Origin of the sequence: Blautia hominis (genome assembly GCA_002270465.1) — a bacterium.
Lineage (GTDB): Bacteria > Bacillota > Clostridia > Lachnospirales > Lachnospiraceae > Blautia > Blautia hominis.
The window spans coordinates 1-12335 of record NQOF01000003.1 but is presented as its reverse complement, the minus strand read 5'-3'; the positions used below and the strand labels follow the sequence as shown (position 1 = coordinate 12335).

Annotated in this window: 8 protein-coding genes and 1 rRNA gene; 6 read left to right on the top strand and 3 right to left on the bottom strand. The window is 47.5% G+C overall.

Translation table 11 applies throughout. From position 1 onward, the window contains the following. Positions 1–213 precede the first annotated feature (213 nt). The 3 genes from CI595_RS10775 to CI595_RS10765 all read left to right on the top strand — a co-directional run bounded on the left by CI595_RS10775 (position 214) and on the right by CI595_RS10765 (position 4312). The gene (locus CI595_RS10775) at positions 214–1203 is read left to right on the top strand and encodes a uroporphyrinogen decarboxylase family protein (protein WP_095173279.1); all 990 of its coding nucleotides are present in this window, start codon (positions 214–216) and stop codon (positions 1201–1203) included. A 32-nt stretch (positions 1204–1235) separates the two neighbouring features. Beyond that, positions 1236–2606 carry an MFS transporter gene (locus CI595_RS10770; protein WP_095173278.1) on the top strand — a complete coding sequence of 457 codons (1371 nt, stop codon included), beginning with the start codon at positions 1236–1238 and terminating at the stop codon, positions 2604–2606. Between the two features lie 149 nt (positions 2607–2755). After that, positions 2756–4312: a PucR family transcriptional regulator gene (locus CI595_RS10765; protein WP_162291852.1), complete on the top strand. Its 1557-nt coding sequence runs from the start codon at positions 2756–2758 to the stop codon at positions 4310–4312. Positions 4313–4335: 23 nt separating this feature from the next. On the opposite strand, the gene CI595_RS10760 is transcribed toward CI595_RS10765, so the two are convergent. Then, entirely contained in the window at positions 4336–5232 is an 897-nt protein-coding gene (locus tag CI595_RS10760) for an alpha/beta hydrolase (protein ID WP_095173276.1), read from the bottom strand. A gap of 131 nt (positions 5233–5363) precedes the next feature. Here CI595_RS10760 and CI595_RS10755 point away from each other — a divergent pair, with 131 nt between their 5' ends. Together CI595_RS10755 and CI595_RS10750 are read left to right on the top strand one after the other, a co-directional pair. Further along, a complete protein-coding gene (locus tag CI595_RS10755; protein ID WP_095173275.1) occupies positions 5364–6662 on the top strand; it encodes an alcohol acetyltransferase in 1299 nt (432 codons plus the stop codon). A 21-nt stretch (positions 6663–6683) separates the two neighbouring features. Beyond that, a complete protein-coding gene (locus CI595_RS10750; RefSeq protein WP_095173274.1) occupies positions 6684–7388 on the top strand; it encodes a DUF6320 domain-containing protein in 705 nt (234 codons plus the stop codon). A gap of 106 nt (positions 7389–7494) precedes the next feature. Here CI595_RS10750 and CI595_RS26040 read toward each other — a convergent pair whose 3' ends face one another. After that, positions 7495–7656, bottom strand: coding sequence for a hypothetical protein (locus CI595_RS26040; RefSeq protein WP_156087465.1), 162 nt, complete (start codon positions 7654–7656; stop codon positions 7495–7497). 201 nt (positions 7657–7857) lie between these two features. On the opposite strand from CI595_RS26040, the gene CI595_RS10745 reads away from it, so the two are divergent. After that, positions 7858–9177, top strand: coding sequence for an MFS transporter (locus CI595_RS10745; protein ID WP_095173273.1), 1320 nt, complete (start codon positions 7858–7860; stop codon positions 9175–9177). Positions 9178–9399: 222 nt separating this feature from the next. Here the strand turns inward: CI595_RS10745 and CI595_RS10740 are convergent. Further along, positions 9400–12284: ribosomal RNA gene (locus CI595_RS10740) — 23S ribosomal RNA — on the bottom strand. Positions 12285–12335 lie beyond the last annotated feature (51 nt).

Sequence of the window (12335 nt, the reverse complement as noted above, 5' to 3'; positions counted from 1 at the left end):
ATGTTCTTCCTGTCTTCTGTATGAGGATAACAAATACTATGTTAGATTTTTGTTAGTTTTCAGTTCCTAATACTACAACAAACCTGAAACCATCATTTTGTCTAATATTCTCTTCATAATTTCCCATATTTGATTAATTGTGCACATAAGAGCCATCCCCTATAATGTTAGTATAAACCATCGGATATTCAAAAAGAGAAAGGAGTTTACACTATGTTATCAAAAAGACAGAATTTATTAGAAACCATCCGCGGAGGTCATCCTGACAGATACGTGAATCAGTATGAAGCCATTGCCCTGCTTTACGGAACACCTTATTCTGTAAGAAATTCCATGCCCGCAAAAGGCGGCCCAAACGTAAAAAATGCATGGGGTGTTACCATTTCCTTCCCGGAAGGAATGCCCGGTCCTTTCCCGGTCCATGATGAAGAACATATTGTATGTAAAGATATCACCCACTGGAGAGACTATGTGAAAGCGCCCAATGTGAAATTCTCCGCTGAGGAGTGGGCACCATTTGTTGCTGAAGCGGAAAAAATCGACCGTGATGAATACTTTGTTGCTCCCTTTGTGGCTCCCGGTATCTTTGAACAGTGCCATTATCTTCTGGAGATCCAGAACTGCCTGATCCAGTTCTATGAGGAGCCGGATTATATGCATGAGCTGATCGACTACATCACGGACTGGGAACTGGCCTATGCGGAAGAAATCTGCAAATACTTAAAACCGGATGCCCTTTTCCATCATGATGACTGGGGTTCCAGAAACAGCTCCTTCATCTCCCCCCAGATGTTTAAAGAATTCTATGAGCCTGCTTACAAGAAAGTGTACGGATATTATAAAGAACACGGCGTTGAAGTTGTGATCCATCACTCTGACTCCTATGCTGCCAATCTGGTTCCTTCCATGATCGAGATGGGTGTGGACATCTGGCAGGGCGTCATGAGCACCAACAACATTCCGGAGCTGGTGGAAAAATACGGCGGCCAGATCACATTCATGGGCGGCATTGACAGCGGTGAAGTGGACAGGGAAGACTGGAGCAGAGAGCACATTGCCCAGGAAGTGGCACGTGTCTGCAAAGAAAACGGAACAAAATTCTTTATCCCCTGCAACACCATGGGCGGCCCGGAATCTATTTTCCCAGGCGTATACGAGACGATCACAGAAGAAATCGCAAAGGTCAGCGGTAAAGTTTTCTGACAGAGACGCATGACCCGGAAGGAGATGGATAAATGCCTGAGAAAAAAGAACGGAATGGTCTGAGCAACTCGCTTAAACGGTTCTTCGGTGTGGGTGATTTTGGCTTTACACTGATGTCCAATATTGATACCTTTTATGCCACTTACTTTTTTACCAATATTGCTAAATTTTCACTGGGTGTTATCACAGTGATGACGACCATCTCCGCAGTTGTGGATGCCATCCTCTCCTGCCTGTATGGTCCGTTCCTGAACAAGATAAAGCCTAAAAAATGGGGACGTTACCGCTCTTGGCTTATTCTGACACCCTGGATGGTCCCTTTCCTGTATGCCATGCAGTTCATAAAGATCGGCAACGGGCTGGCAGCTGCCATCTTCGTAACGGCAGCTATGATCACCAGCCGTATTGCGTGGAATATACCTTTTATAGCCAACATTTCCATGATCAATATTGCAGGGAAGACGCCTGAGGAGAGAATGACGCTGTCCTCGACCAGAATGGTATGGACATCCCTTGCCTCTGTGGTGTATTCCTACGCAGGGCCTGCGGCAGTTTCCGTTTTTGCCGCGTGGATCGGGGAGAAAAATTCTTACGCTGCCACGGCTTTCGCATTCTCCGCGTTGATGGCTGCCGGATTTTATGCCCATTTCAATATGTTTAAAGGCTATGAGATGACCGGGGAGGAAGAACTTTGCCAAATGGACCGGCAGGCGAAAACCGCCGAAACTGCCAAGGATGCCCCAAAGGTACGCGCCCTTGATGCCATCCGCTGCAATCCCCATCTGCTGTGGCTGTTTTTGTCCTGTATCACAAAATATATTGTGCTTTTCCTTGTAAACGGACTGGCTATCTATTATTTTACATACATAAGCAAAAACGCGGCCCTGCTGACCACCTTTGTCTTCGCAGCCAATCTGCTGGGCGTTGTTGCCTCCTATGTATCAAAATTCATTGTTGCCAGATTTACCGCAAAAAAGACTGTGGTATGTTCCTACTTTCTGATGGCAGTGATCGCTACAGGTGCTTTCTTTGCCTACAGCCAGACCTGGGTGGTCATGGCCGCCATGTGCGCAGTCATGTTCATACTGGTTCTGACCAATGCCTGTGACCCGGAACTTTTCTCAAACTGTGCTGCCTACAGCGGCAAAAAACTGGGTTATGACGTAACCGGAACGGTTATGGGACTTTTGACCGTTCCCATCAAAATAGGGATTGTGTCGAGAGGTATTCTCATATCCGCCTGTCTGGCACTTGCCCAGTTTAACTCCGATTTGGACCCGTCCATGGCGACCCCGCAGCTTCAGAGAGGCATCAGTATGGGATTTATGATCATTCCCGCTGTTGTGATCCTTATAGGAGCCATCATACTGGCATTTGGTTATAAATTAGATCAGGAAAGATAAAAACACCTCTGGTAAAAAGTCCTCTGTTACGATAGAATACTAAATAGGAGAAGATTTTTTGATCCGTCCATCTTCCGGCCGGCCTGCATGGCCTTTGCCGGAAGATGGATGGATTTTGCCGTATTTATCAAAACCCGGAGGGAAATACCATGACTGAGAATCACAACTCACCCGCAGGCCTTCTGCTGAGTATGCAGATCTTGTATGAGAAACTGAAAGAACGTGAAATTCCGGTTTCCCTGCTTCCGGCAGACGAGGAACCCTGTCTGTCCGGCATACAGTTCTATACTGGTCAGCAGGATTTATCACATACCTTTCTATATCTTGCAGATTGTAAGATCCTGGCCTCCCATCCCTTTTTGCTGCACCACGGTTTTCTGGCGGTGGTTGGGCAACCTGCAAAAGAAAATATCCATGACTCCTGCTGCTGCCTTATCTTTCCGGAAACCATGCCTGTGACGGAAATCTTTAATGCCCTGCAGCAGATCTTTGTCTCCTACTCCCATCTTGAAAGAAAGCTCAATGACATTTTGAACCGGGACGGAAGCCTATATGACATTACCGTGGCAGCGCTGGAGCATTTTCACAATCCTGTATTCATTCATGATGAATACTTTCATATACTGGCCTGTCCCCGCCATTTTGAGGGCGCTCTTAATTTTACCTATAACGAGCAGACCAAACGGTACATGCAGGATTTGAATACCATTAATTTTTTTAGGACAAGCCCGGCATACAAAAAAACACTGTCCACCTCAGGAGGGCAGTTCTGGGACAGCGATTTTAACAATGACCGCTGTATCTATGTAAATTTATGGATGAACGGGAATTACAGGGGACGGTTTATTATCTCAGAAATGGAAACACCCGTGACACGGGGGCAGCTCTATGTAGCCTCCTATTTTGCAGAAATCATCAAATTGGCACTTCTGAGACGTAATGATGCGGGGGAAGACGAGCGGCACCCTCTGGAAAAGCTGATCATAGATACCATCAGCGGCACTGAGACAGACCGTCTGGATATGAGCCGCAAGCTGGAGCTGCTGGGATGGAAGGAAGCAGACCAGTATCTGTGCGGCATCATCTCCTTTGAGAGCACAGATGTGACAAAACTTTCCGTATACAGTATCTGCAACGAAATAGAGGAACGGATTGAGGCATGTCAAGCCTGCTACTATAAGGGACATATTTACCTGCTGGTCAACACCGGCAAAAGTCAGATCACGCCTCAGGATCTGCGCATGAAAATGTCCTATATTATCCGGGAAGGGCTGCTCCGCATGGGGGTATCCTTTCCATTCCGGGGTTTTTCCACCCTGTCCATCCATCTGAAGCAGGCGCAGATCGCACTCAGCTACAGCCAGATGGAACAGGTGCCTCACTGGTATAATGAGTTTCAGGACTATGTATTGAAGTATTGGCTCCTGGAGGGCACCGGGGATTTTACGAAAGAGAGTATCGCTCCGGATACCCTGCACCAGCTCCGTCATTATGACAGGGAACACGGCACGGAGCTGTACGAGACTTTAAAGACCTACCTCATGAATGAGCGGAACAGCACCCTCACCGCCCAGCTCCTCAAGATCAACCGGAGCACCCTGCCCCACCGCCTGAACCGCATCACACAGCTTACAGGGGCAAATCTGGATGATTTTATGACTCGGCTGTACCTGATGATGGGCTGCTATATCCTGGATTATATCTGATGTCACTGAACACAGAATGCCGCCTATCTGCAGATATCAAAGATAAATTCAGCCACCTGGTCCATAGCATCATAGGCAGCTTTAAAAGGTGACATCTGGAAAACATGCCACATACCGGTGTAATAGTCCAGCTGTACCTGCACATGGTATTTTCGTAGCCTTTTCTGCAGGTTTAGAGAATCAGAGAGAAGGATCTCATTCTCGCCCACCTGAATATAGGCAGGGGGAAACCCGGTGAAATCCGCAAACAGGGGAGAGATCAACGGATCATGCAGCTCCCGCCCCTCCGCGTAGTCCCGGACTGCCTTGTCTATATATTCCTCTGAAAGAATCGGGTCGATCTCAGCCTTCAGCTCATGTGATCTTCCGCTCTTTGTAAGGTCCGTCCACGGAGAGAACAGGATGATGCCCCTTGGAAGGATACGGCCCTGTTCTTTTAATTTCTGCACTAGAGTAAGGGCCAGATTTCCTCCCGCGGAATCCCCTGCCACGATCACATCCCTGGCTCCGTATCCAAACTGCATCAGATAGTCCCATACCTTCAGAGCATCCTCCAACGCCGCGGGATAGGGGCATTCCGGCGCAAGGCGATAATCAAAGCTGAGCACATCCATGGAGGTGGTGCTTGCAAGTTTATTGGTAACACTCCTGGCGTAGCGGAAACTTCCTGTGTTGTATCCGCCGCCGTGGCAGTAAAGTATCACATATTTTTTCATATGCCTTCGGTCTACACTGACCCATTCGGCAGGAATCCCTTCTATATCAAAATTCTCATATTTCATGTCTTTGCTTTTTGAGAAGATACCGCTTAGATTTTCCTGGGATGCCCTCTGTTTTTCCACATCAGGACTTTCTACAAGTGTATGCATCTTTTTAATAGCCTTCATAAGGCTTTGGCTGCTCTTCAGATTAATTTCCATTGGGTTCTCCTTCTGCTTATAGGGTTTCCTGGCAACATAGTTTCATTCTATCACAGCACAGCCCAAACGTCCATTCCGGTTTCTTTTCTGTTTTTATTGATAATTTCCCCATATCACCTTATAATAAACGTATGGAGAAAAAAACAAACAAAAACCGTGCTACATGGTACAAATTAGATTTATCTGCAAATGTATATCCCACTCTGCAGCGCAAAAATTTCTCAAGTGTCTATCGGATCACCATGATCATGAAGGAGGAAGTGGACCCGGTTCTTCTGCAGAAGGCTGTGGATTTGGCACTGCCCCGCTTCCCGGTGTTCAAGGTAGCCCTTAGAAAAGGACTGTTCTGGCGCTATTTGGAACCCAATGACAGGCCGGGGCCGTTTGTCCAGCCGGACATAGTGAATCCCTGTATGCCTATGTCTTTTAAGGCCAATAACCGATATATGATCCGGATATACTATTACCATAAGAAAATATCCCTGGAAATGTTTCACTCCCTCTCAGACGGCAACGGGGCCTTGTATCTTCTGCGGACGATCACTGCCGTGTATCTACGTCTGCAGGGGCATGAGATCCCAAGTTGTGACGGCGTACTGGATATCCACCAGGAACCGGACCCTGAGGAGTTGGAAGACGCCTACCTGCGCTATGCCTCCTCAAAAGTAAAGCCGGCGCGGACCCAGGGGAGCGCCTACCGGGTCAGGGGAACAAAAGAACCTTTTTATACGCTGAATATTATCTGCGGCATCATGCCCGTGAATGAAGTTTTAAAAGTTGCCAGAAACTATAAGGCATCTATCACCGAATATTTAAACGCAGTGCTCCTCTATTCCCTCCTGGAAAAGCAGAAGGCTGACCGTGTATTCCGGGAAAAGCCTGTAAAGCTTGCACTGCCTGTAAACCTGCGCAAATTCTTTCCTTCCATAACACTGCGGAATTTTATCACTATGGTATATCCCTCCATAGACCCCAGAATGGGAGAATACACATTCGAGGAGATCCTTGTACAGGTGCACCATTATATGCGGTATTATATCAACAACAAGTTCCTCAATGCTGACATTACCACCAATGCCTCCACCCAGCAGAGTCCTTTCATCCGCATTGTACCGCTGTTCTTAAAAGATTTTGTAGTCAGACAGTTCTATATCCGGGTACAGGACCGCCAGTCCACAGCAGGACTGACAAATCTGGGCATTGTACAGGTTCCTGAGGAGATGAAAGAATATGTGGAACGCTTTGATGTACTCATGGGGCAGCCGTTTTCCCCAAGAACCAACTGCGCCATTGTCAGTTATGAAAACACCCTGACCATAAATTTTGCCAGCAGTATCGTGGAAGCTGATGTGGAACGCATATTTTTCCGTAAACTGATATCTGACGGAATCCATGTGAAGATAGAGAGCAACCGAGAAACCAAGGATTAAATAAATTTGGAGGAATCCTTTATGTCATACTGTGTGAACTGTGGGGTGGAACTTGACAAGACCTGTAAAGTCTGCCCCCTGTGCAATACAAAAGTTATCAACCCCAAACAACCGCCGGATACCAGTTCTCCCAAACCCTTTCCTACGCTGGAAGGCCACACGGAGACAGTGCCCCGCAGTGACATTACAATCCTCATGACTGTCATACTCGCTGCCACGGCTGTCGTCTGCGGTCTGTTAAATCTGTTCATTTTCCAGTACGGAAGCTGGTCCCTTTATGTGATAGGGATCTGTGTGGTTCTGTGGATCTTTTTCCTGCCGCTGTTTTTTTCGGCAGGATTCAATCCTTATGTGAGCCTTTTTCTGGATGGTCTGAGTATTGCCATGTATTTTGGGATCATCGCTTGGCTGCATCCGGGCAATGGATGGTATTTTCATCTGGCGGTTCCCATAATAGGCATAGTCACAATGCTCATTCTCATCTTTGCGTTCTGTCTCAGATACCGGCACCGTTCCATTCTTTCCCTGGCGGCCGTGATCGTGGGGGAGATCGCAGTCCTGACCGTTGGCATTGAATTGCTGATCCACAATTATTATCAGGAGCCTTTGTTCCTGTCCTGGTCTGCTGTGGTGCTCACATGCTCGCTCATCATTGACGGGGCATTGATCACGATCCTGCGAAGAAGCGGGCTTAGAAATGAAGTCAGAAGAAGGATGCATATATAAAAGTTTAGCCGCACAGACGATCTCAGATCGTGCGTGCGGCTTAAATTTTTATTTTCCGATTGCTGTGTTTTTCCTGTATTCCGTAGGCGAAACCCCGCAGGCTGTCTTAAAGGATTTCACCGCCGTAGACCGTATTTTCATCCTCTTTATGCTTTTCCAGACATGGAAGATAAGAAACCACATCGCCCTGGGACACTTCAATCCACCAGTCAATGTAATTGCCGCTGCTTTTTTTAGTTTCATACTTCTCATTCCTCCTGATTTTCATTCCGCACTCTTTACAGTGCTGTTTCCTGTTGAGATGGCTTTATTATATCTCTGGCACTGACGACAGATAATGGCTTAAATTTTAATATGGTGTCATTTTTTTAGGAATCATTGCCTCCCGGAACCGGGAAGTAAATATCACTTGAAATTTGTCTGTTTTTCAGAGATTATCTGCTTTACTTAAAGGTTTACATTCCTTATAATGGAGAAAGATCACTCAAAATATAACGATGAAAAGGAACGCTTACACACTATGAAATCCTACCCTTTACGAAACAAGATCAGAAATCATGTCCTGGTACAGACTTTCATCGCATTGAAAGGAAACCCCAAATGGTCCATCTGTACAGAGCCGCTTTGGTTCATTCCCTATTCCCTTTTTTCTCCGTATCAGGCACTTTATATGCGGAAGATAGGACTTTCCAGTCTGGAAATCGGAACTACCCTTTCCCTGGGTTTCCTGCTCCAGGTTTTCTTCGCCTTTATCGGCGGTGCCCTGACTGACAAAATGGGGCGGCGAAAGGCAACTGTGATCTTTGACACCATATCCTGGAGTATCCCCTGTTTTATATGGGCGTTCTCCCAGAATTTCTGGCACTTTCTGATCGCGGCGGCTGTCAACGCCTCTTTTCAGATCACCAATACCTCATGGAACTGTCTGTTTATAGAAGATTGTCCTCCAAAACATATTACCAATGCTTTTACTTTGATACAGATATGCGGTATGCTGTCCGTATTCTTTGCCCCTATCTCCATCTGGCTGCTGAAAATATATGACCTGGTGTCCGTATTTCGTGTGATCTTCTTCCTTTCAGGAATATCCATGACAGCCAAATTTCTACTCCTTTACAAATTTGGAGGAGAAACCGAGATTGGCAGGCAGCGTATGGAGGAGACAAAGAATATGTCCTATTTTTCCATGTTGACAGGATATAAGGATATCTTCTTTCAGATCATACGTTCATCCAGGATGCGCCTTGTGGTTTACATCATGACATTAACTAATATATTGCTGATTGCGACGACCAACTTTTTCTCGCTTTATATAACAGAGAGTCTGTATATCTCCGAAGAACTGGTGGCCGTATTCCCGCTTATAAGGACCATCATCATGATCTTATTCGTGGTGTTCCTGCAGAATTTGTTTCACCGGCTCAGAATCAGAAATTCCATGATCATCGGATTTTTTATTTATATCGCCAGCCATATACTCCTGATCCTCTGTCCACAGAAAAACCTTCTGCTTGTTATGTTATACACAATCCTGGAATCCTCAGCTTACGCTATCGTCATTCCCCGAAAGGATGCTCTTATGGCTTTGTTTGTAGATGAAAAAGAACGTTCCAGAATATATGCTCTTTATAACATGCTGATGATCGCCCTCTCTGTTCCGTTCGGCAGCTTGATCGGATGGTTATATGACCTGAATCCGTCGTATCCCTTCTATTTTAATATCTGTGTATTTCTTCTGGGACTGGCAATACTTTTTTTCTCCAAAGATTTGAGGCGTGAAAAACATTAATCCATGAAATTCAAAAAACCACAGTACACCTGCTTTTACAGGTACACTGTGGTTTTTACTTTATTCAATTTACAAATCCTCACGCCAAAGAGCGTTTTCTATATAACAAAAAAATCCTACGAACAATTCTGCTCATAGGATATCTCTCTCATGTATCTTCAAAACCGCATATACAAAACACAAAAACCTTTTTTTCTTACCCGCCGTTCGCACTTTCGTGCTTAGGTCAAGCCCTCGACCGATTAGTAGCAGTCAGCTCCATACATTGCTGCACTTCCACCTCTGCCCTATCCACCTCGTCGTCTTCAAGGGGTCTTACTTCTTTATAGAATGGGATATCTCATCTTGAGGGGGGCTTCACGCTTAGATGCCTTCAGCGTTTATCCCTTCCAGGCTTGGCTACCCTGCCATGCAGTTGGCACTGCAACAGGTACACCAGCGGCCCGTCCATCCCGGTCCTCTCGTACTAAGGACAGCTCCTCTCAAATATCCTACGCCCACGCCGGATAGGGACCGAACTGTCTCACGACGTTCTGAACCCAGCTCGCGTACCGCTTTAATGGGCGAACAGCCCAACCCTTGGGACCTACTACAGCCCCAGGATGCGATGAGCCGACATCGAGGTGCCAAACCACTCCGTCGATGTGAACTCTTGGGAGTGATAAGCCTGTTATCCCCAGGGTAGCTTTTATCCGTTGAGCGATGGCATTCCCACTTAATACCACCGGATCACTAAGCCCTACTTTCGTACCTGCTCCACCCGTCGGTGTCGCAGTCAAGCTCCCTTCTGCCTTTGCACTCTGCGAATGGTTTCCAACCATTCTGAGGGAACCTTTGGGCGCCTCCGATACTCTTTCGGAGGCGACCGCCCCAGTCAAACTCCCCGCCTGGCATTGTCCCACCGCCGGGTCACGGCGGATGGTTAGAAGCCCAATACTGCAAGGGTGGTATCCCAACATTGGCTCCAGCACAACTGGCGTCATGCCTTCAAAGCCTCCCACCTATCCTGTACATGCAATACCGGACCCCAGTACCAAACTGGAGTAAAGCTCCATGGGGTCTTTCCGTCCTGGCGCAGGTAACCAGCATCTTCACTGGTACTTCAATTTCACCGGATGCATTGCCGAGACAGCGCTCAAATCATTACGCCTTTCGTGCGGGTCGGAACTTACCCGACAAGGAATTTCGCTACCTTAGGACCGTTATAGTTACGGCCGCCGTTTACTGGGGCTTAAATTCAATGCTTCGTCTCCTGACATCTCCTCTTAACCTTCCAGCACCGGGCAGGCGTCAGCCCATATACCTCACCTTTCGGTTTCGCATAGACCTGTGTTTTTGCTAAACAGTTGCTTGAGCCTATTCTCTGCGGCCAGGTCTCCCTGGCACCCCTTCTCCCGAAGTTACGGGGTCATTTTGCCGAGTTCCTTGGCAATGCTTCTTCCGTCGGCCTTAGGATTCTCTCCTCATCCACCTGTGTCGGTTTACGGTACGGGTACGATATAAACAATAGCGGCTTTTCTTGACGCATGGCTCACACACTTCCCTACTTTAGTTCGGTACGCATCACGTCTTCGGATTGCCACACGGATTTTCCTATGTGACTCCTACCTCGCTTGCCCCGGGATTCCATTCCCGGGTTGTGCTCTCCACACGTGTCCCCACAGTTCTGTTATATCGCAGTACAGGAATCTCAACCTGTTGTCCATCGGCTACGGCTCTCGCCCTCGCCTTAGGCCCCGACTTACCCAGGGCAGATCAGCTTTACCCTGGAAACCTTAGATATTCGGCCACAAGGATTCCCACCTTGTTCTCGCTACTCATTCCGGCATTCTCTCTTCAATGCAGTCCACAGCTCCTTACGGTACTGCTTCTTCCCGCATTCAATGCTCCTCTACCAATGACTATGTCATTCCTCAGCTTCGGTGTCGTGTTTCAGCCCCGGACATTTTCGGCGCAGGACCTCTCGACCAGTGAGCTATTACGCACTCTTTGAATGTGTGGCTGCTTCTGAGCCAACATCCTGGTTGTCTTTGAAATCCCACATCCTTTTCCACTTAACACGTACTTTGGGACCTTAGCTGGAGGTCTGGGCTCTTTCCCTTTTGACTATCCAACTTATCTCGTATAGTCTGACTCCCGGTAATCGGTTCGATGGCATTCGGAGTTTGATATTCTTCGGTAGGCTTTGACGCCCCCTAGGAAATTCAGTGCTCTACCTCCATGAATCTATACCGAGGCTAGCCCTAAAGCTATTTCGAGGAGAACCAGCTATCTCCGGGTTCGATTGGAATTTCTCCCCTATCCACACCTCATCGCCACCCTTTTCAACGGATGTGCGTTCGGTCCTCCACTACCTCTTACGGCAGCTTCAACCTGGACATGGATAGATCACCCGGTTTCGGGTCTGCACATACTGACTCTGGCCCTTTTAAGACTTGGTTTCCCTACGGCTCCGCGTCTTAGACGCTTAACCTTGCCAGTATGCACAACTCGCCGGACCGTTCTACAAAAAGTACGCGGTCCCTCATATAAAGAGGTTCCACAGCTTGTAAACACAGGGTTTCAGGTTCTCTTTCACTCCCCTCCCGGGGTCCTTTTCACCTTTCCTTCACAGTACTATGCACTATCGGTCACTAAGGAGTATTTAGCCTTACGGGGTGGTCCCCGCGCGTTCCCACAAGGTTTCTCGTGTCTCGTGGTACTCTGGATCCTGCCATGTCATCTTGGATTTCATGTACGGGGCTTTCACCCTCTCTGGCTGGCTTTCCCAAAACCATTCCATTATCCTCAACGAATCACTTATGCAGTCCGAACCCCGCCATGCACGCATGGCGGTTTAGGCTCTTTCCCGTTCGCTCGCCGCTACTTAGGAAATCGAGTTTTCTTTCTTCTCCTCGGGGTACTTAGATGTTTCAGTTCCCCCGGTTCCCTTCCATACGTTATGGATTGGCGTATGGATACATGAGGTTTGCTCATGTGGGTTTCCCCATTCAGATATCTCCGGCTCATAGGATATTTGCTCCTCCCCGAAGCTTTTCGCAGCTTATCACGTCTTTCATCGGCTCTTAGTGCCAAGGCATCCACCCTGCGCTCTTTCTTGCTTGGCCTTGACAGATACCATAGCGTTGGTACCTGACGGCTTGGGTTTGTTGCTTGGT

Coding starts and splice junctions, on each gene's coding strand:
- CI595_RS10775 (WP_095173279.1), top strand. CDS start 214: ATGTTATCAAAAAGACAGAATTTATTAGAAACCATCCGCGGAGGTCAT.
- CI595_RS10770 (WP_095173278.1), top strand. CDS start 1,236: ATGCCTGAGAAAAAAGAACGGAATGGTCTGAGCAACTCGCTTAAACGG.
- CI595_RS10765 (WP_162291852.1), top strand. CDS start 2,756: ATGACTGAGAATCACAACTCACCCGCAGGCCTTCTGCTGAGTATGCAG.
- CI595_RS10760 (WP_095173276.1), bottom strand. CDS start 5,232: ATGGAAATTAATCTGAAGAGCAGCCAAAGCCTTATGAAGGCTATTAAA.
- CI595_RS10755 (WP_095173275.1), top strand. CDS start 5,364: ATGGAGAAAAAAACAAACAAAAACCGTGCTACATGGTACAAATTAGAT.
- CI595_RS10750 (WP_095173274.1), top strand. CDS start 6,684: ATGTCATACTGTGTGAACTGTGGGGTGGAACTTGACAAGACCTGTAAA.
- CI595_RS26040 (WP_156087465.1), bottom strand. CDS start 7,656: ATGAAAATCAGGAGGAATGAGAAGTATGAAACTAAAAAAAGCAGCGGC.
- CI595_RS10745 (WP_095173273.1), top strand. CDS start 7,858: ATGGAGAAAGATCACTCAAAATATAACGATGAAAAGGAACGCTTACAC.